At 54.8% G+C, this 17,973-nt stretch carries 20 protein-coding genes; 8 read left to right on the top strand and 12 right to left on the bottom strand.

Going from position 1 to position 17,973, the window contains the following annotated elements; genetic code table 11:
* Window positions 1-50 precede the first annotated feature (50 nt).
* Entirely contained in the window at window positions 51-1,352 is a 1,302-nt protein-coding gene (locus WBQ96_RS13265) for an ImmA/IrrE family metallo-endopeptidase (protein WP_336550952.1), read from the top strand.
* A gap of 449 nt (window positions 1,353-1,801) precedes the next feature.
* On the opposite strand, the gene WBQ96_RS13260 is transcribed toward WBQ96_RS13265, so the two are convergent.
* On the bottom strand, window positions 1,802-2,320 hold the full coding sequence (locus tag WBQ96_RS13260; protein ID WP_336550954.1) for an AAA family ATPase: 519 nt from the start codon (window positions 2,318-2,320) through the stop codon (window positions 1,802-1,804).
* 469 nt (window positions 2,321-2,789) lie between these two features.
* Entirely contained in the window at window positions 2,790-3,809 is a 1,020-nt protein-coding gene (locus tag WBQ96_RS13255) for a permease (RefSeq protein WP_336550955.1), read from the bottom strand.
* 69 nt (window positions 3,810-3,878) lie between these two features.
* Here WBQ96_RS13255 and WBQ96_RS13250 point away from each other — a divergent pair, with 69 nt between their 5' ends.
* Window positions 3,879-4,781 (top strand): LysR substrate-binding domain-containing protein, encoded by a 903-nt coding sequence (locus WBQ96_RS13250; RefSeq protein WP_336550957.1) that lies wholly within the window; start codon window positions 3,879-3,881, stop codon window positions 4,779-4,781.
* 182 nt (window positions 4,782-4,963) lie between these two features.
* Here WBQ96_RS13250 and WBQ96_RS13245 read toward each other — a convergent pair whose 3' ends face one another.
* From WBQ96_RS13245 to WBQ96_RS13235, 3 genes are all read right to left on the bottom strand, one after another.
* On the bottom strand, window positions 4,964-6,223 hold the full coding sequence (locus WBQ96_RS13245) for a type II toxin-antitoxin system HipA family toxin (RefSeq protein WP_336550959.1): 1,260 nt from the start codon (window positions 6,221-6,223) through the stop codon (window positions 4,964-4,966).
* Window positions 6,224-6,389: 166 nt separating this feature from the next.
* Window positions 6,390-7,637: an arsenite efflux MFS transporter ArsK gene (gene arsK / locus WBQ96_RS13240; protein WP_336550961.1), complete on the bottom strand. Its 1,248-nt coding sequence runs from the start codon at window positions 7,635-7,637 to the stop codon at window positions 6,390-6,392.
* A 48-nt stretch (window positions 7,638-7,685) separates the two neighbouring features.
* Entirely contained in the window at window positions 7,686-8,000 is a 315-nt protein-coding gene (locus WBQ96_RS13235; RefSeq protein ID WP_336550963.1) for an ArsR/SmtB family transcription factor, read from the bottom strand.
* A 156-nt stretch (window positions 8,001-8,156) separates the two neighbouring features.
* Here WBQ96_RS13235 and WBQ96_RS13230 point away from each other — a divergent pair, with 156 nt between their 5' ends.
* The gene (locus WBQ96_RS13230) at window positions 8,157-8,957 is read left to right on the top strand and encodes a sulfite exporter TauE/SafE family protein (protein ID WP_336550965.1); all 801 of its coding nucleotides are present in this window, start codon (window positions 8,157-8,159) and stop codon (window positions 8,955-8,957) included.
* 17 nt (window positions 8,958-8,974) lie between these two features.
* On the opposite strand, the gene arsH is transcribed toward WBQ96_RS13230, so the two are convergent.
* The 6 genes from arsH to WBQ96_RS13200 are packed head-to-tail and all read right to left on the bottom strand — an operon-like array spanning window position 8,975 to window position 12,511.
* Window positions 8,975-9,700 (bottom strand): arsenical resistance protein ArsH, encoded by a 726-nt coding sequence (gene arsH, locus WBQ96_RS13225; RefSeq protein WP_336550968.1) that lies wholly within the window; start codon window positions 9,698-9,700, stop codon window positions 8,975-8,977.
* Entirely contained in the window at window positions 9,675-10,097 is a 423-nt protein-coding gene (gene arsC / locus WBQ96_RS13220) for an arsenate reductase (glutaredoxin) (protein WP_336551018.1), read from the bottom strand. Before arsC ends, arsH begins: the two co-directional genes overlap by 26 nt.
* Entirely contained in the window at window positions 10,097-11,158 is a 1,062-nt protein-coding gene (gene arsB / locus WBQ96_RS13215; RefSeq protein ID WP_336550969.1) for an ACR3 family arsenite efflux transporter, read from the bottom strand. Before arsB ends, arsC begins: the two co-directional genes overlap by 1 nt.
* Window positions 11,159-11,160: 2 nt before the next feature.
* Entirely contained in the window at window positions 11,161-11,688 is a 528-nt protein-coding gene (locus tag WBQ96_RS13210; RefSeq protein ID WP_336550971.1) for an arsenate reductase ArsC, read from the bottom strand.
* Window positions 11,685-12,167, bottom strand: coding sequence for an arsenic resistance N-acetyltransferase ArsN2 (arsN2, locus tag WBQ96_RS13205; RefSeq protein WP_336550973.1), 483 nt, complete (start codon window positions 12,165-12,167; stop codon window positions 11,685-11,687). Before arsN2 ends, WBQ96_RS13210 begins: the two co-directional genes overlap by 4 nt.
* A complete protein-coding gene (locus WBQ96_RS13200) occupies window positions 12,164-12,511 on the bottom strand; it encodes an ArsR/SmtB family transcription factor (RefSeq protein ID WP_336550975.1) in 348 nt (115 codons plus the stop codon). The genes arsN2 and WBQ96_RS13200 overlap by 4 nt, the downstream gene beginning before the upstream one ends.
* A gap of 42 nt (window positions 12,512-12,553) precedes the next feature.
* Between WBQ96_RS13200 and WBQ96_RS13195 the strand changes: the two genes are divergently transcribed.
* The 3 genes from WBQ96_RS13195 to WBQ96_RS13185 all read left to right on the top strand — a co-directional run bounded on the left by WBQ96_RS13195 (window position 12,554) and on the right by WBQ96_RS13185 (window position 16,098).
* Entirely contained in the window at window positions 12,554-13,096 is a 543-nt protein-coding gene (locus WBQ96_RS13195; RefSeq protein WP_336550977.1) for a DUF6428 family protein, read from the top strand.
* Between the two features lie 197 nt (window positions 13,097-13,293).
* On the top strand, window positions 13,294-13,908 hold the full coding sequence (locus WBQ96_RS13190) for a hypothetical protein (RefSeq protein WP_336550979.1): 615 nt from the start codon (window positions 13,294-13,296) through the stop codon (window positions 13,906-13,908).
* 54 nt (window positions 13,909-13,962) lie between these two features.
* Window positions 13,963-16,098 (top strand): type II toxin-antitoxin system PrlF family antitoxin, encoded by a 2,136-nt coding sequence (locus WBQ96_RS13185; protein WP_336550981.1) that lies wholly within the window; start codon window positions 13,963-13,965, stop codon window positions 16,096-16,098.
* 130 nt (window positions 16,099-16,228) lie between these two features.
* Here the strand turns inward: WBQ96_RS13185 and WBQ96_RS13180 are convergent, their stop codons facing one another.
* A complete protein-coding gene (locus WBQ96_RS13180; RefSeq protein ID WP_336550983.1) occupies window positions 16,229-16,744 on the bottom strand; it encodes a PIN domain-containing protein in 516 nt (171 codons plus the stop codon).
* Window positions 16,745-16,892: 148 nt separating this feature from the next.
* Between WBQ96_RS13180 and WBQ96_RS13175 the strand changes: the two genes are divergently transcribed.
* Complete coding sequence (locus WBQ96_RS13175; protein ID WP_336550985.1) at window positions 16,893-17,099, top strand: hypothetical protein; 207 nt, start codon at window positions 16,893-16,895, stop codon at window positions 17,097-17,099.
* Window positions 17,100-17,189: 90 nt separating this feature from the next.
* Complete coding sequence (locus WBQ96_RS13170; RefSeq protein ID WP_336550987.1) at window positions 17,190-17,912, top strand: hypothetical protein; 723 nt, start codon at window positions 17,190-17,192, stop codon at window positions 17,910-17,912.
* The last annotated feature ends 61 nt before the right edge of the window (window positions 17,913-17,973 follow it).

Genomic DNA, 17,973 nt, shown 5'->3' with positions numbered 1-17,973 from the left:
CGTAAAATATTGGAATATCATCCTCCTGTTGCCAAAGTTGAGGGCCTCTCGTGAATTCCACGGAAAAGGGCGATAAGCTGGAAGATAATTTCTATGAGTATCTCCTTGAACAAAAGCGTCGAGGTGAACTTGTTTACGGCTTACACCCATCAGAAAACTGCGAGATCTTCAAGAAGAAGGGTTACTACTGCAAGGAGCGAGAGGCTGAAGTTCAATTCGACGTTGTTATCGAGATTTACCAAAAGGGCAGGACCAGTCCATTCTCCTACATTGTTTTTGAGTGCAAAAACTACGAAGGTGGCATTCCGGAGACTTGCGTAACTGATTTTTCGGATAAATTGGGGCGGATCTTCAGGCACGCGGCTAAAGGTGTTTTAGTCGTATCTTCGCGTTTGCAATCCGGTGCGGATAATCTCGCCAGAAGCAGATCCATGGGGATCGTGAAATACGACGGGGCTGGGCTGGAAGTCGTAGCCGATCGCAGTGGTAGTTTTTGTTTCGAGAATCGTTTCGTAAAATCACAAATCTTTCGGAACGAACGTCCTATTAAGTCCCTGAAATTCTCGGCTTTTCATGACGGAAAATTTTTCGGCACCATCAATCACTTTCTTCGTAGCCTTGAACCGGGGCTATCCGTCGATGATGAGATCGAAGATGGAAGCGCCCGAGTATCTGTGCCGTATCTCACCGCTGAACAGATAGAAAAATCAGCTCAGGAGATCCTGGAACAGGTGGGCTACAAATCTGGCCCCGTCGATCTCGAGAAAATTTGTTCTATGCTCTCCATAAACCTGCAATTCAGTGAGCAGTTAATTGAGGATGAGGATGGCACGCCCATACTGGGTTCAGCAAACTTCGATCGCAAATCGATCACGATAAATTCTCACGCGAACAGTAATCGAGAACGGTTTACCCTGGGACACGAGATCGGGCATTTTTGTTTGAAGCACGATCGGTATCTTCGTTCAGAAACAATCGTTGAAAGAGATTTGTTTGTCGACGGAGAGGCCGTTCATGCTTTCAATTATGAGCGGCTTGAGTTCCAAGCCAATTCCTTCGCGTCCAATGTTTTATTGCCCAGTCACGTATTTTGCGCCGAAGTTGACCTAGCCCGGATCAAGTTTGACATCCGAGATCGAGGGCATGGCTACATATTTGTCGACGACCAGCCGTGTAACTCGCAGCCTTATGATCAATTACTGTCAACTCTGTCGTCAGAGTTTAAGGTCTCGAAGCAGGCGATCGAGATAAAGTTGAGGAAAATAGGTTTACTCACTGATCAGAGGAGGGAAAAGCAGCCTTCCCCGATTGGGAGCCTGTTTAAAAATGTTATTGCGTCTTTCCGGCCGTGATCACCTAGAGCCCTTTCCGATGCAAAAAATGGGAATGCGGCACCAACACTATCACCGCTGATAGCGCGAAATTGCCATAGCTATCGTGGCCCGCATCATTTGATGCCGCTCTAATCTCACCCAAGTGTGAGTGGCACTACGCTCTGAGAAACCTGACACCAAGAGACTTCCAACTGCTATCATCCTATCGCGTGCCGCTCATCGACAGCGTTAGCCATTTCACACAGTTCTCGATTGCTTTCTGGTGCAACAAATCTTGGAGAATTCTCCCCAGCAGGTCGTCGATCGATAGGTAGTTAAAATGCCATTTCAGCGGTGCAATTTGGTTTAAAGCGCACGTAGAAGAAGGCTGGCATGACGTAAGAAGGCATGCTCCGACGCCGTTTTCAACACCCTAATATTACTGATTAAACGCGCCACTTCCTGATGTAGTTGCGGGTCCGCTAATTTCAGTTTCCGCCCTGAGCAGACACCGCGTCCAAATAGGTAGCGATTTCAGGGCGGTTTCTGGGACGCAGTTTTGGACCGGGGTAGGCGTCGAACAGCTTCGCGTGCGCCTCAAATGAGTTCCAGTTGTTCTTTCTTGCCCGGTATTCTGCAATCCATTTCAAAAGGTCCTGAAAACGAGTTTCACTCCCTCCGCCTTGGATGCCGCGTCTTTGAGCATTGGCGATGCATTCTTCCTCTGGCAAATCCAGCCAGATCAACACGGTAACTCGGAAAAGGACCATATTGACCAACTGACCGTACACTCCTTCCATGATCCAGCGCTCGGCCGCTGCTGCTTCCATTACCAATTTGTCTCTGAATTCTCTTTCTCGAGCTATGCCATAATGACCAGGCTCCCAGTGCATATCGTCCAGATGAATCACAGGATGCTGCGAAATTTCAGCAAGGCTTCCGGCCAGCCAAGTCTTGCCAGAACCTCCGTTACCCATGATCAGTATGCGGTCGCTCGTGCCAACCATTTCTACCCTATGAAATTGGATGCATTCACGCCCTGACTAGGTCGATACGTTGGCAGGCCAAGCAATCTCGACCTTTCGCAGCCTATGTAAATCGTTTAGCTGCTCTCGCAAAAACACCTAGAAAGTCATGCAATAGAGGCGACTTTCGCGTCCATCAAGGGGGCACTGTGAGACTAGCGGAACGCGTTAAGTCGCAAAAGTTTTCAAATCTTCGCTGCTAAGTGGCGATTATTTTCATTTTTGCCCTCCCCAATCTTGGAAGCGGGAAAGGGGACGGTATTTTCAGCCGCCTTCATTGATCTGTCACACCGAAGCGCGGTTCTTCCGTCGATCTCCCTAGCCTGTTCGCGGGTGATGCCTATATCGTCCAGCAATCTTTGGTCGAGTTCCGCAAGCAGACGTCGCTTCGGAGAAGGAGACATCACTGCTCGCTGAAGGTACGTCGCCAAGCGTCGGAACAGGCGAAGCATCAGTACAGGTTCCAGAACCAGTCGAAGCAGTATCCAGCAACCAGCGAACCGATCACGGCCAATGCAACGAAAAGGACAAGAGTCGATGTCCGCAGGATCGGGACCACCGCAAGCACCCCCCAGATGCTGACCGCGCTACCAGAAACCAAAAAGGCGAGTGCTGCTCCGGGAGACATTCCCAGATCGAGAAGAGCACGAACCATGGGGAGGGCGGCATATCCGTCCAAATACATGGGGGCACCCACGGAGACGGCCAGTGGAATCGCGTACGACGAGTTGGCCCCTACGTAGTCCGCCAGCAAGTGTTCGGGCAAAAAACCACGCAATAGGAACTCCGCGGCAAAAGCCAAGGTGAGGCAGGTTGTAACGAGCTTGGTTGTCTGCAGGAAATCCGCCCAAAACATTCGACTTCTTTCGCGGTCACTCCAAACCCAGGCCTTGAACCCTTGAGTCGCTGCGGTGGCGCATCCAACTCCAATCGTCGCTGATCGACGAAGTGGATTTCTCACTGCCTGGGTGCTGCCGAACGCCGTGGTTGCAACCCCAGCAAACACTCCGAGCCATAGTGCACTGAGCGTTTTGGCCACGGCAAACGAAAGACCAAGTGTTGCCCAGGTTGCCGCGAACATCGCTGGATCGGTTACCGGAGATGACAACCAAAACGCCATGATAGGAGCTAGTGGAACTCCCGACTTTAGAAGGCCCGTCATCAGGGGGAGGACTGTTACCCCGCAGACAGGCGTAAGCGTTCCCGCAATGGACGCCAGTACGATGGTCGAGACGGGGCGACCCTTGAAAATCTGTGCGGAGATCGCGCCTGCACCACTTGCCGTTACCCAAGACGACAAGAGAAGACCAATGCCTATGAGCACTGCGACGTCGAGGAAACTGGCAGCGACGAACCGAAGCAAGTCCAAGGCAATTCTCGGCCACCAGAATGCGGCAAACGAGACCAGGCCGATCGATATTAGCCAGACGGACAGCCGAAATTGGCGGGGAATGGTGTCTGAAATGGACATGCAGGCCTCCTGTCCATGACGATAGGCGGTCTACTTTCATGAGAAAAACGAATAGTATATATATCAGCCATGAGTTCTGACGATAGCTTGTTCCCTAAGCTCGAGAGTGACCTCCTGCGAACTTTCCTGGTGGTGGCTCAGGAAGGAAACGTGAGCCGTGCTTCGGGGAAACTGTTTCGAACCCAATCGGCAATTAGCCTGCAAATTCAAAAACTGGAGGATACCGTCGGGCACCAGCTTTTCGAGCGGCATGGACGGGGCGTGGCGTTGACGGCGCAAGGGGAGCGTTTGCTTCCCGTTGCGCGACGGGTGACCTCGATCCTGGATCACGCGGTCATGGAGATGAGAGGACAGCAACCCAGCGGAGAAATCCGGATCGGCATACCTGATGAGTATGGCGAACGGGTATTGGCTTCGATACTGGCATCATTCTCGGAAGCGCAACCAAATGCCCAAGTGGTGGTTCGCTGCGGCTCCAGCACAGAATTTCCAGATTTGGTTTCACGGGGCCAACTCGATCTTGCCCTCCATTCTCCGCAGGAGGTGTCGCCAGCCGATATCGTGATCCATAGAGAGCCAGCCATATGGGCTGCTTCAGCATTCACGGAAGTTTCGGGCCGAAATCCTCTTCCCATTGCTTTGTTCGATAAAGCCTGCTGGTGGCGGGTTCGCTGTCTCGAATTGTTGGAGGCGTCGGGGGTCAATTTCCAGGTGGTTTGCACAAGCGAAAGCCTGGCGGGGGTGAGGTCGGCTATTGCAGCTGGCACGGCCATCGGAGTGCTTCCGCAAATTTCGATGACGGCCGATCTGCGGGTTGATGGTGCAGGCTTCCTGCCATCACTAGGAGATTCCGAGCTCGTGCTTTCGAAAGGGAGCAGCGCTGCCCGAGAATTGGTCAACTCTATGGAAACCGCTATTCGATCAGCGTTTCAAAAAGCAGATGTGTCTGGTCTGGCGTTACTCGTCGATTGAGTTTTGAGGCATAATTGCCTCGGAGTGCGGCGCTCTGGGCCGCCTACGAGAATAGCCTTTGGGCACCGTCACGCGGGTCAGTGCCAGTTCCCGTCAAGGAGAATTGTGCTCCAAACGCTCATTGTCGTCTGGGCAGGAGCAGGCACTCGCGGCGCATCACAAGACTGGAAATGGTTGGTGATTTAGGCAGGTTCTGCTTTCCACTCAAATCCTGGATTAAGCATTGCGCCCCTAACCGCTTCACAATCCGCCTCAGGCACACCCGACTCCCGGAAAATATCGTACCAACGCCGCTCTATGATTGATCTAATTTCCTCGACTATGGCTTCGGCAGTGGGGATATTTAGGCCGAAACGTTGGCATTGAGACAGAAGGTTTTGGCGCGTCGCGATCCGGCCAGCGATGCCAACTTCCATAGCAAGATAGCGTTCTTGGGAGAGAACGGGTTTGGGAACGAGGTCATACGCTGGTGACAGCCGCCATCCCTGGTTAGCATCCGAGATCATCGCAGTATTGCGAGGATGGTCGTCATCGTTGTTCACCAGCATATTGAAAGCGATACGGCGAAACAGTTGAGCCCGATCTCGACCTTCCGCGCTTCCAAACTGACGAATTCGATCAGCCAGGCGGACATAGCTCCAATTGGAATGCTCATTCTCCGCTCCCTGGATGACGGTAAGCGCACTCACCATCCGATGGCGTAGCCATCCTCTGTCGGTAAGCTCACGGTCGAACCGCTTTACCAGTAAGATGGAACGTTCTCCGATCGAGATGGTGCGTGTATGGGCAACATCGATCCCGCATTCAGCGGCAAGGCGCATGGTTGCGTGTTCAATACGAGCGACGTCGTACCTGTCGTTCGGCTTGGAAAACTTGGCGAGCCACAGCGAACCTTCGAGCTCGACGACTGTTTTGGGTCGGGCACCTCCCATTGAGGTTGCAAATCTCTGCAGTAGATCGACATTTGCGACGGAACCTTCGTGGATCGCATCGGCTACTTTCATCAGTCGTTCAAGGTCCGTGAAGGAGTTGAAGTGGGTCTTCGGCGGTGGCGGCAACCTGCTTTGGCCGAAGACCACCGCGCCCATCCGATCATCAGGTGATTGCAACAAATAACCAATTTCCGATGCCGTATCACAAAGAATGCGGTCAATGACGGCTCGGCCCCAAGCGTCGGGCGTGGCATCCCTCAGAGCACCAAAAAGTGCGTTACCGTGGCGAGACATGAATGTGCCTTCAGAAACGGTATACAATTCAACGGGATCTAGCGGCACCGCGTCTGGCCTACTGACATACGAATGTTCGTACTCAAATCGACTGGTATTTTCAGCTGCTACCTGCGTGTCGATCTCCAGACGCCCCGCGAGGACCATTTCACAGGTGCTTGGCGGCACGATGTAAACGAACAAGTTCTTGGGGGAGGGGAGACGCGTCGAAGTCATTGGTAGCTCAACATCAGGTCAACGCCACCAATCGCAGTAGCGTGTGACGCGCCGACTAGCACTATGAGCAGGCCAGCCGCGAGTGACGGTGGTCCGGCGAGTTTGATGTCAGCACCGAGCATCGTACCAGTGCGTAGCCGAGCATTCAATTTGTAGTGCAAGATACTCAATCCGTTCGTAGTCCATCTGCGTCGAGTGCCAATTTTGGTGCCCGACGACCCCAGCCGATGCTGGCGAAAGCTATCGCTGCAGCAACGCCGAGCACAATGGCGACGGAAAGTGCGGACCATGTTCCGACGTGAACCATCAGGAACGAAAACAGAAACGGTGCTAGGGCTGAGGCGATGAGACGGATGGCCGAAATCCGCCCCAACATAGCCCCGTAGCCGACCGAGCCGAAGAGATGCAGGGGCAGGGACCCCTGGACGATGCTCATCAGGCCCGAGCCGAGACCAAAGAGTATGGCGAAAGCAATGCCGCCGTATATCGATGGCGCTGTGGTCAGCAGTACGCAAAGGCCCAGGACCAGGAAAGCGGCGGAGATGACCGCCAGAACCAGTGGCGACAGGCCTTTTCCAAACAGCATATTGATGAAGCGGCTGAAGACCTGGGAGGGACCGAAAACCGTTCCGACCAGAACCGCGGTTGTGCCCATGCCGACCGCGGTCAGGAGTGGAACCATGTGAATCAGGAGGGCTGAAAGCACAAATCCTTCCAGCGCGAAGCCGACAGCCAACAACACGAATGCTCTTGATCGGTCTTCATTCGAAATGTTCCCAATCACCGCTGCAAACCCCGACGTCGAGGCCGAAGCCTCACGTACCTTGATTGCCTTCATCGTTGATGCCAACCACCAATGGATTGGAAGGCAGACGAGTAGATTGATGCCCGCAAAGACCAGATAGACTTCGCGCCATGTCAGATGCTCATGAAGCTGGGAGGTAATTGGCCAAAACAACGTCGAGGCAAAACCCGCAATCAGCGTGAGGTGGGTAATGCTTCGTTGCGCCGTCTGCGGCGTGATCTGGACCAGAAGAGCGAATGCCGCATTGTAGAGCACGAAGGCCGAAGCGATCTCGATGACCACCATTCCCGCAATGAAGGTCACCCGTTCTGGTGCAAAGGCGCACAGCAGCAGGGCAACTGCCGCGATTACCGATCCAAATGACATCGTGCGGCCAGCCCCGTAACGATCCATCCAGCGGCCGATCGTCGGAGCCGCCAGTCCACCGACAATCAGGGCAGCGGAAAACACCCCGAACAACCATTCCTGGGACCAATCAAAATCCCGGGCCATGTCGGGAGCGAGGATGGAAAAGCTGTAATAGAGCGTGCCGTAACCGATGATCTGGGTCAGACCCAATCCCCAGATGATGGCGCTGCGACGATGCTCAATTGAAACTGCCGAGGCCATATTCCATTCTTCCGGGATTACTGAAATTGACGTCAAAAAAGAGAGAAATCAGGCGGCATCGTCTCGCTTGATTAAGACCGCGTCCGCGCAACATTCGTCGGCAAGAAAACCCAGCAGGCCATGCATTACCGGGTAGTTGGCACGGCATATGAGCGTCGTTGCTTGCCGTTCCTGGGTGACGAGTTCCGTTGCGATAAGGCGATGGAGATGATGGGAAAGGGTTGATGCGGCAATGCCGATCTTCTCCTGCAGATGACCGACGGGCAGGCCTTCCTCGCCAGCGCGGACCAGTGCTCGATAGACCCGCAATCGTGTCGGATTGCCGAGGGCTTCCAGCTGTTTTGCTGCTGTTTCGATATTCATGGAAATAGGCTAATTGCTGTTTCCAACGTCGTCAATCTATATTTCGAGAATCGTCGAAATATAACAGTCCGAAGACAGCCAACGTGCGTTTGCAAACTGAACCTGCAATGGTGCATTGAGGTGTCAGGCATCGAGACCATCCCGGAGACGACGCGAGTGAATGAGAATTCCGAAGTTACCTCGCGATCGGGAGTGGCAGCGTTTGGCGGCGGTGCTGTCATTGGCACGTTGGGCGGATTGATAGGTTTGGGCGGTGCCGAATTCAGGCTGCCACTTCTCATTGGTCTGTTTCGGTTTGGGCCACTCGAAGCAATCATTCTTAATAAAGCCATGAGCCTCGTGGTCGTTGCAACGGCTTTGCCGTTCCGTATGCAGACCATCCCCGCCGCGGAATTGCTTCAGAACTGGGGAGTGATTGCCAATTTGCTTGCCGGAAGCATTCTCGGGGCATGGGTTGGAGCTGGATGGGCGACGCGGCTCAGTTCGGAAACCCTTTTCAGGATCATTGCCATTCTGCTTGTCCTGATGGCCGTCGTTCTGCTGCTGGGGCACGATGGCAACAGCGCGGCTGGCCTGAGCGGAGGCTATCTCATTGCGGCAGGCATAGTGGCGGGCTTCTTTATCGGTGTTGTTGCTTCACTGCTCGGCGTAGCTGGCGGTGAACTCCTCATACCGACGCTGATTTTGCTATTCGGTGCCGACGTGAAGCTGGCAGGCAGCCTTTCCCTGGCTGTGAGCCTGCCAACCACGATTGCCGGATTTGCCCGCTACAGCAGGGATCAGAGCTTCTCCGTCCTGAAACGCAACCGGACATTCCTTCTGATCATGGCTGCGGGCTCGATTGTCGGCACCTTCATAGGTGGGAGATTGCTTGGCATAGTGCCTGGCAATGTGCTTCTGCCCGTTCTTTCCCTGATCCTGGTGGTGTCCGCTGTGAAGGTTTGGCAGCACCGTTGAATCGACACCTTTGATGACTAGATGGCCTTCAGCTTGACCCGCGCTTCGAGTTTTTCGGCATCTTCCTTTCGCTCGCTGTAGCGGTCAGTCAGGTAACCGGAAACGTCCCTGGTCAGCAGGGTAAACTTCACGAGTTCCTCCATGACATCGACGACACGATCGTAATAGGAGGAAGGCTTCATCCGGCCAGCCTCATCGAACTCTTGATACGCTTTGGCGATACTCGACTGGTTCGGAATGGTGATCATCCGCATCCAGCGGCCGAGAACACGCATCTGGTTGACCGCATTGAAGGACTGAGAGCCCCCAGACACCTGCATGACCGCAAGCGTGCGTCCCTGCGTCGGCCTGATTGACCCGACGGCAAGGGGGATCCAGTCGATCTGAGATTTCATGACACCGCTCATAGCGCCATGACGCTCGGGGCTGCACCAGACCTGACCCTCGGACCAGAGCGACAGTTCGCGCAGTTCCTGCACCTTTGGATGGTCGATCGGTGCTCCGTCGGGCAGGGGAAGACCGGTCGGATCGAAGATGCGGGTTTCCGCTCCGAAATGTTCAAGCAGGCGTGCTGCCTCCTGGGCCAGGAAGCGGCTGTAGGAGCGGGCACGCAGCGAACCATAGAGCAGCAGGATGCGCGGCTTGTGGGTCGGGAACGGCTTGGATAGCCGCACGAGGTCGGGAAGCTGAAGCGCTTCGTCCACAATGTTGGGCAGGTCAGGCAACGCGGTTTCCTTCGGCATCAATCAGCAGTTCGCCATCCTCCTTGGCGAAGGGCCCCTTCTGCGGGACCGGGAGAATTTCGAGCACGATCTCAGATGGACGGCTGAGCCGCACACCCCATGGCGTCACCACGAAAGGGCGGTTGATCAGGATCGGGTGTTCCATCATGGCGTCGAGCAGGTCTTCGTCGGTCAGCGTCGGGTCGTCAAGGCCAAGGTCCGTGTAGGGCGTTCCCTTTTCCCGGATCGCCTCGCGAACGGTGAGGCCGGCCTTGCTGATCAGGTCCTTGAGAACGGTGCGTGTCGGCGGCGTTTTCAAATATTCGATGACGGTCGGCTCGATGCCCGCATTGCGGATCAGCGCCAGTGTGTTGCGTGATGTGCCGCAATCGGGGTTGTGATAGATGGTGACGTCCATCATGCGGTCCTTTCGGCTTCCTTGGTTGCAGTGACGGCCGCGCCGCGCTCGTACCAGCCCTTGCTGCGGTTCACGATCCAGACAACCGAAAGCATCACTGGGACTTCGACCAAGACGCCGACGACGGTGGCGAGCGCGGCACCAGAGCTGAACCCGAACAGGCTGATGGCGGCGGCGACGGCCAACTCGAAGAAGTTCGATGCACCGATCAGCGCGGACGGTCCTGCAACGCAATGCTGTTCACCAGAAATGTGGTTGAGCAGGTAGGCCAGTCCGGAATTGAAATAGACCTGGATCAGGATCGGAACGGCAAGCAGCGCGATGATCGTGGGCTGCGCAATGATCTGTTCGCCCTGAAAACCGAACAGCAAAACAAGGGTCGCCAGAAGTGCGACAAGCGATAATGGCTGCAGCGTCCGCAGCAGATTATCCAGCGCGGCCTGGCCACCAGACGCAAGCAGGCTGCGGCGCACCAGTTGAGCGATGATAACGGGAATGACGATGTAGAGAACGACAGAGAGGACGAGTGTGTCCCATGGCACGGTTATCGCCGACAGGCCAAGCAGCAGGCCGACGATCGGCGCGAAGGCGACCACCATGATGGCGTCATTGAGCGCCACCTGCGACAGCGTGAAATGCGGCTCGCCCTTGGTCAGGTTCGACCAGACGAAGACCATGGCCGTGCAAGGGGCCGCAGCCAGAATAATCAGGCCTGCAATGTAGGAATCGATCTGTGTTTCCGGCAGATAGGGCCGGAACAGCCAGCCAATGAAGAGCCAGCCGAGCAGCGCCATCGAGAACGGCTTGACCGCCCAGTTGATGAACAGTGTCACGCCGATGCCGCGCCAGTGACGGCCGACTTCACCGAGAGCGGCGAAGTCTATCTTCAACAACATCGGGATGATCATCAGCCAGATCAGAACGGCGACAGGGATGTTGACCTTGGCAATCTCCGCACCACCGATTGCCTGAAATACTCCCGGCATGAGATGGCCGAGGGTGATCCCAACGACAATGCACAGTGCGACCCAGAGGGTCAGATAGCGTTCGAATGTCGACATGATCAGGCTGCGTCCGTACTTTTCGAGGTCGTTCCCTCAAGTTTACCGATAGCCTTAAGATGGTGGTCGAGCGCCATGCGGCCGATCGAGGCATGCGGCAGGCTGAGGAACGCCATGATGCGGTTCTTCATGAAGCGGGCTGCAGTACTGAAGGCGCGTTCCTTCTCGATGTCGGTGCCCTCGACATTGGAAGGATCCTCGATGCCCCAATGGGCGGTCATCGGTTGCCCTGGCCAAACAGGACAGACCTCGCCAGCCGCGTCGTCGCAGACAGTGAAGACGAAATCCATTTCGGGTGCACCAGCCGCCGCGAACTCGTCCCAGGCTTTCGAACGGAAACCATCGGAGGGGTAATCGAGGGCTTTCAAAACCTTCAGTGCGAAGGGGTTCACCGTGCCCTTGGGCTGGCTACCTGCAGAGAATGAATTGAAGCGGCCAGCTCCTTCCTGACGCAGGATGCTTTCGGCGAGGATTGAGCGGGCAGAGTTTCCGGTGCACAGGAACAGGACATTGTAGATGCGGTCGGTCATCGGATGATCTCCGTGGTGCTGGAGGCCTGGGGAATGGCGGCTCGGTTCGAAACCGGGCGGGTCAGGAAGGTGGCAGTTGACGGGCAAAGTGACGATGCCTGCCGTGTTGAGAGTATTTCTGGCGGAACTCCATCGCGTCCGATTTGCTTGAATCCGATAGCTTCGAAGAAGTCGGCGGCAGATGTTGTCAGCAGATAGGCATTTTTCGCGCCAAGCGAGGCGGCATGCTCCAGCAAGCTTTCGACAATGAGATGGCCGATCCCCTGACCGCGAAATTGCGGGAAAACAACGATTGAACGGAGAAGCACGTGCTCTCCAAGTGCTTCGAAACCACCGAAACCTACTGGCGTGCCGTTCTGTGTGAAGCGGAAGAACAGGCGGCCGTTTTCGCCGAGATCGTCGATCGGCAACTGCTCTGCTTCGAGAGCAGCGATGAAATCCTGATCATCAGGAGTGACCTGTTCACCCAGGACAATCATTGAACTATATCCGCTGGTTCGCAGCACGACGGGACGAGGGCGGGTGCGCATATTGCCGGGTTTCCGGCACAGCAATCTTCCATCAGAAAGCGGATCAGGCCGCTCAACGCCTGAAACTCTGCTGAATACACAATCGATCGCGAGTCGCGGCGAGCAGCGACCAGCCCACCACGCTCGAGTTCCTTGAGATGGAACGATACGTTTGAGGCCGATACCCCTGCCGCTTCGGCGATATTGCCAGCAGCCATGCCTTCTGGACCTGCCTTCACCAGCAGGCGGACGATCTTCAGGCGGGTTTCCTGGGACATAGCCCCAAACGCGATTAGAGCTTGACGTTCATCCATATTTCAATAATCCTAGAAATGTCAAAACGAGGAATAACGCAGATGCTCACTCCTGACAACCGCGAATTTAAATTGGCCACCCAAACCGCTTTTGAAGACATCACGATTGGCGAACTGCTCGACTTCCTCGGAGAGCACAAGGATATGCCACTGCTGTTCAGCTATGACGGGAGGCCTGTGAAACCCGGCTATCACGTCACCGAGGTCAAGGCTGGCGCGTTCTCTGCACTGGACTGCGGTGCCAACCATGAATCCTGGACCGAGATTTTCATTCAGCTATGGGATGTCGAAGAGGGTGAACGCACGCATATGCCATCGGGCAAGTTCACTGCCATCATCCGCAAGGTCACGGAGCATCTGGCGCTTGATCCTACGGCAAAGCTCACATTCGAGGTCAGCGATGGCGTCGCGCCAATGCAACTTCACAAGGCATCGAAACCCGTCATTGTCGATGGCCATGTTCGCGTCGAGCTATTGCCGAGGGCCGCAAGCTGCAAGCCCAGGGATCGCTGGCTGGCCGAGCAGAAGGCAACCAGCTCGTGCTGTGGACCCGCGAAGGGCGAAGGGCAGCCATGCTGCGGTTAGCAGCAGAACACAATAAACAGCCAAAACCAGGTAGGCTGCGGAAGACCCCGCGACCCTAAATTCCTGGTTGACCGGGGCATACTTGTTCGCTATTTGTTCCGGACATGACAACTCATCTGACACATCTCATACGTTGACTGCTCCGCTCGCTGCCAATCCGCAGCGACTCGTTGCAGTACCGCGTTTGAGAGTGACAGATGTCTACCCAGCCGAGCATTTCTGACGAGTACCTTGCTGCTGTTCGAGCGAAGGCGGCAGGTAATAGCTTTAAACCTAAAGGCACGGTCAGGTGCCTTGGTGAGCCTCTTTTTCGCAGCCAACTCGCACGTGATTTGGCTTGTCTTCTTGATACAGACCCCGACGTGCAGTCTTGGTCGTGTTTGCCCATCGCATTTCGTAGAAGAACCACACTTCACGTTCCTGATTTCCTTGTCGAAGGGCCGGGCGAAGTCTGGCTGCATGACGCTGCAAGCGGTGTTGTCGAAAACGCTTGGATTGCTGAAGCCGTTCGATCATCAGGACGGGGATATCAATCTTCGTCAGTCCATGAAATTCAATCTGGCTTTCGCCTAGAGAATTCCCGCGATCTGCTTCGCTACGCCCGATGGCAGTGTCCGTTAGGCGATCGAATTCGGCTGCTTGCCGCTCTCGACGAGCAAGGATCGCTGACGTTCGCGGAATGCCTGCCCGTCTTCCATGAAACCCGCGCGATAGCTGGTCTCGCTTCGCTCATCCTGCATCGTTTCGTCGAGGCTGATCTCGACGGGGCCAGAATTGGACCAGAGACCACAGTCAGGCGCTGTCGCTCCTGATCCCAATCTCACCGCCAATGCCGCCAGTTGAAAATACGCTGTGGCATTAGCCGCATGGTGACCAACGATATGAAAAAATTTCGGAACAAACTGAACAAATCTCCGACCACTTTTCTCGCCTATTGCGGAATCGTCAAAGCATGCCGCGGACAGCGCAACCTGCAGAGGGGGTTGCCCGCCGTGATTGGCATTGTCATCCCAGAAAATGCGGACATCGAGGTCTACGAAAAAGCTGCACGCCTAATCGCGACGAGTAACTTCGCCCGTGTATTCGACCTCGAAGATGACCGCTCCATTGTGATTGGCCGAAAATGCAAAGGGTCATCGAAATCCAACGATGCAAGTCTGACTGCAGCGTTGCGCGACTACGCCCAGGTTCTTGTGGTCGCGGAAGCCCTAGAAGCACTGCCCAGTGATTTTGCGATTATGGCTGACGCCATCGTTCACGTTGAAAAACCGACGCCCGAGCATATTTCGGCGGCCTGCCGATTATGCCTAAATGAAAAAGCCAACAAAACTCAGGCAGAGTTCATCTCAGCCCTACCATTCCCCATCATTGCGGCAGGGCTTCGAAGGGGCAGGTCGATTGCTGCGTCTATCGAGCGCATGAAGCTTGCCATTGAGCACAAGACGGAAACACCACGATCTAACTCGGCTCCAACTCTCGAGGACCTGCATGGACTCGGCGAGGCATGCGAATGGGGAAAGCAATTAGCGGTAGATCTGGCGGACTGGCGATCTGGAAAAATTCAGTGGAGTGAGGTCGACAGGGGGCTCCTTTTGTCTGGGCCGCCCGGAACCGGGAAGACCACCTTTGCTGCTGCGTTGGCCCGCAGTTGCGACGCCCACTTAGTTCTGGGATCGGTCGCGCGATGGCAATCCCAAGGCCATCTTGGAGAGATGTTGAAGGCCATGCGCAAAACCTTCGAAGAGGCGAAGGCAAATGTGCCCAGTGTTGTATTCCTCGATGAGATCGATGCGATCGGTGATCGTGAGCACTTTGATGGCCATAACCGTCAATACTCGACCGAAGTTGTATCGGCACTCCTCGAATGCATGGATGGCGTCGAAGGCCGCGAGGGAGTTGTCGTTGTAGGAGCCTGCAATCAACCAGCTTTGATTGATGCGGCGCTCACCCGCCCAGGCCGCTTCGATCGCCATTTGAGAATTCAAAACCCAGACCATGAAGGACGCCACGGAATTCTAAGATGGCACCTACGCAACGATCTCTGCAATTGCGACCTGGAACAGCTATGTAAGCGGACTGAAGGTTGGTCTGGCGCATCTTTGGAAATGCTCGTCCGTAATGCCCGCAGATCGGCACGCCGTTCAAAACGCCCATTGTTCATGGACGACCTGATTGGGGCGCTGCCAGCGTTGCTTCCTGTTCCGGCCCGAGTTCGTCACCGAGCAGCTATTCACGAAGCTGGGCACGCTGTTGTGGGGCTCGTCCTGGGCGTCGGCAAGTTGGAGAAGATCACGATTTTGGAGCACTTCGATCCGACGATTTCGGGAATTCGCCAAGGTGGGGGCGCAGTATTCCAGGGTGAACAAGTGCAGGAGCGACTGCGAGATCAATATCTCGACGGTATTGCGCTTTCACTCGGTGGTATGGCGGCTGAAGACGTAATTCTCGGCTGCCGTTCGGCGGGAGCTGGTGGTCGAGAAGGATCAGATCTCCATCAGGCGACCATGAGCGGGTTGCGAATGGAGGCCAGCTACGGCCTGGGCAATAGCTTTCAATACCGCAGCTCCGACGAAGATCGCCACTTGTTCTCACTTCTGCAACAAGATTCAGACCTGCGAAGATTGGTGGATGCAACACTAAATAGCGAGTTCCGCAGAGCAAAAATGTTGATCGTCAGGCATAGGAAAGCAGTGGAGGAAATCAGCCAACGACTGCTTCAACTTGGCGAAGTCGCAGGCTCCGACATCGAGCGCTTGGTATTGGCCAGCAACTCCAAGGGGTCGCGGTGGCTCAGATTAATCACACAAACTGTTCGCGGCATTACCTGTCGCGGCGCTGCCGACCCGGTGCTCGGCGCATCTCTCGATTTTCTTGAAGCTGATATACAGACCCACCCCGAGCGGCTGCAGGCCTTCGACGGGGCGCTGCGTGATCGGCTGGAAGCGCTGGTCGGGGACGTCGAGGTCGACCTCGACTCAACACTATCTGCAGATGACGAATGACGGAACACGCCGTGCCGTCGAGAGCATGACCGCTGCTCGCAGCTATCAATGCGGACATATCCTTGAACTCTCAAGGGAACACCACGCAAATCACAGATTCAGAGCCTAGTTTCCGAAACAGCCCATCGTATTATTGAATGCACACAGGCTGATGATGGATGCCCCAATTTGCGGGCGCTACTGACCATGTAGCGGCCGCGGGATCAAACACCCCAGGGAGTGGGAAGAAGCCATTGATCCGCAGAAAATCTTTGGTATTCATCGTCGCGATTGGGGCATTATGGATAATGGCGGTGGCAGCGATGGACAGATCCTGACCGAGCTTTGGTGTCTTCGCATTTGCGGGAGGCATCCAGAAGTCACGTAGCGCGGGAACCGCGGTCATTCTCGCATAGAGCTGGGCTGTAGGTGCGTCCATGCCCAAAAATGGGATATCCGACACAAGAAGAGATTGCAGCCATTCTTGTAACGCAGATGAACGGACGCTGTCGTGCAGCGAGAGTTTCTCAATGCCCCTTTGGATTTCGATGACGGCACCGAATGGGATGGCAACAGAGGCAGATAGGTTTTGCAGCCACGACAAAATTCCGGGATGTGGTTTCCTATATGCAAACTGACTCAACACATTCGTGTCGAGAATAAACATCTCGGGAGGGCTCACGGCGATCTCGAATTGAAATATGACGTACGAAAACCATACGTAAGCAATAAAATCGCCGGCATTCCGTTAATAGCGGTGATGTCCACGGTGGCGTATATATCCGCTGCCCATGACTAGTGACGTGGAGAAGGCAATGTCTATTGGGACAGGCATCTGGACAATTGAGGAAGCACGCAGTCGCTTTGACGAAATGCTCGATGCGAGTGCCAAACGAGGTCCCCAGACAATCCAGGACAAGTCGAGAACATTTGTTTTGACCGTCGTTAGGACGACATCCTCGCTGAAGGGCAAGGCCATTTTGGAGCGCGGCGGCCCTCTTGAGGAGAACGATAGCAAATGACCAATTCTGGATAGCCGGACCAGCTGTTTTTTTGATTTGGCTTTGCTCTCAATCATTCATTCCGTCTCGGAACCATGACGCGGTCAAATCATGTCCATTGATCTCTTTACGCCAGTCGTTCCTCTTTCAAGGCAGCACCCCAATTTCATTAGAATGCTCTCGGACACCGATTGGGATGTCCGGGAGGTTCTGTCCCAATGGGCCGAAGGGTTCGTCGATAGAGACGGGAAATTCGTTCAGGAATTTCAATTGACGTTCAATTCCTGCTGGTGGGAACTCTACCTTTTCGCAGTGATGAAAAGCCTTGGGATTGGAATAGACTTTTCCCATGAGGCCCCTGATTTTGTGGCATCTGATGTCCCACTATTAATCGAGGCTGTCATATCGAGCCACGCGATGGGTGCAAAGGCGGAATGGGAAAAGACGCTATCCGATCTGACAAGATCCCAGGATATCGAACAGCGATACACCGAAACTCTAGCTCGCTTTTATAACAGCCTTGATGCCAAGCGGCGTCTTTATGAAAGGCGATACTCTACGCTGCCTCATGTCAGAGATAGGCCGTATGTTATCGCCCTCCATAATTTTGCTACTCCTGATAGCTTCCAGTTAGGCGACGTCGCAATGCAACGGCTGCTATACGACCAGGAGGGCCGCGAGACCTTTTTGAAAAATGGTGATGTGGCTCTGCCGCTCGGCATTTTCAGCCGTGAAGAATTTAAGAATGTTAGTGCCGTTATGTTCAGCAGCGTTGCGACGTACGGCAAAGTGCGTGCACTAGGAAAAAGCACTTTAAATTTGGGGCTGTCCTAGGAGATTTGTTGTTTGATCCAAGTTTTAAGTGTCTTCAAGAGGCTTGCTGGTGGTCCGTAAT

The sequence above is a fragment of the Mesorhizobium sp. CCNWLY176 genome (assembly GCF_037153935.1).
In the GTDB taxonomy this organism is placed as follows: Bacteria; Pseudomonadota; Alphaproteobacteria; order Rhizobiales; family Rhizobiaceae; genus Mesorhizobium_M; species Mesorhizobium_M zhangyense.
This window is presented reverse-complemented; position numbering and strand designations above follow the sequence as displayed.

What these genes read in the sequence shown, in the direction of transcription:
- arsK (WP_336550961.1), bottom strand. Translation starts at nt 7,637, where the DNA reads ATGGCCTCGGCAGTTTCAATTGAGCATCGTCGCAGCGCCATCATCTGG.
- arsC (WP_336551018.1), bottom strand. Translation starts at nt 10,097, where the DNA reads ATGGACGTCACCATCTATCACAACCCCGATTGCGGCACATCACGCAAC.
- WBQ96_RS13250 (WP_336550957.1), top strand. Translation starts at nt 3,879, where the DNA reads ATGAGTTCTGACGATAGCTTGTTCCCTAAGCTCGAGAGTGACCTCCTG.
- arsH (WP_336550968.1), bottom strand. Translation starts at nt 9,700, where the DNA reads ATGCCGAAGGAAACCGCGTTGCCTGACCTGCCCAACATTGTGGACGAA.
- arsB (WP_336550969.1), bottom strand. Translation starts at nt 11,158, where the DNA reads ATGTCGACATTCGAACGCTATCTGACCCTCTGGGTCGCACTGTGCATT.
- WBQ96_RS13175 (WP_336550985.1), top strand. Translation starts at nt 16,893, where the DNA reads ATGTCTATTGGGACAGGCATCTGGACAATTGAGGAAGCACGCAGTCGC.
- WBQ96_RS13200 (WP_336550975.1), bottom strand. Translation starts at nt 12,511, where the DNA reads ATGGATGAACGTCAAGCTCTAATCGCGTTTGGGGCTATGTCCCAGGAA.
- WBQ96_RS13255 (WP_336550955.1), bottom strand. Translation starts at nt 3,809, where the DNA reads ATGTCCATTTCAGACACCATTCCCCGCCAATTTCGGCTGTCCGTCTGG.
- WBQ96_RS13185 (WP_336550981.1), top strand. Translation starts at nt 13,963, where the DNA reads ATGGTGACCAACGATATGAAAAAATTTCGGAACAAACTGAACAAATCT.
- WBQ96_RS13180 (WP_336550983.1), bottom strand. Translation starts at nt 16,744, where the DNA reads ATGTTTATTCTCGACACGAATGTGTTGAGTCAGTTTGCATATAGGAAA.
- WBQ96_RS13210 (WP_336550971.1), bottom strand. Translation starts at nt 11,688, where the DNA reads ATGACCGACCGCATCTACAATGTCCTGTTCCTGTGCACCGGAAACTCT.
- WBQ96_RS13170 (WP_336550987.1), top strand. Translation starts at nt 17,190, where the DNA reads ATGTCCATTGATCTCTTTACGCCAGTCGTTCCTCTTTCAAGGCAGCAC.
- WBQ96_RS13195 (WP_336550977.1), top strand. Translation starts at nt 12,554, where the DNA reads ATGCTCACTCCTGACAACCGCGAATTTAAATTGGCCACCCAAACCGCT.
- WBQ96_RS13260 (WP_336550954.1), bottom strand. Translation starts at nt 2,320, where the DNA reads ATGGTTGGCACGAGCGACCGCATACTGATCATGGGTAACGGAGGTTCT.
- WBQ96_RS13245 (WP_336550959.1), bottom strand. Translation starts at nt 6,223, where the DNA reads ATGACTTCGACGCGTCTCCCCTCCCCCAAGAACTTGTTCGTTTACATC.
- arsN2 (WP_336550973.1), bottom strand. Translation starts at nt 12,167, where the DNA reads ATGATTGTCCTGGGTGAACAGGTCACTCCTGATGATCAGGATTTCATC.
- WBQ96_RS13235 (WP_336550963.1), bottom strand. Translation starts at nt 8,000, where the DNA reads ATGAATATCGAAACAGCAGCAAAACAGCTGGAAGCCCTCGGCAATCCG.
- WBQ96_RS13190 (WP_336550979.1), top strand. Translation starts at nt 13,294, where the DNA reads ATGTCTACCCAGCCGAGCATTTCTGACGAGTACCTTGCTGCTGTTCGA.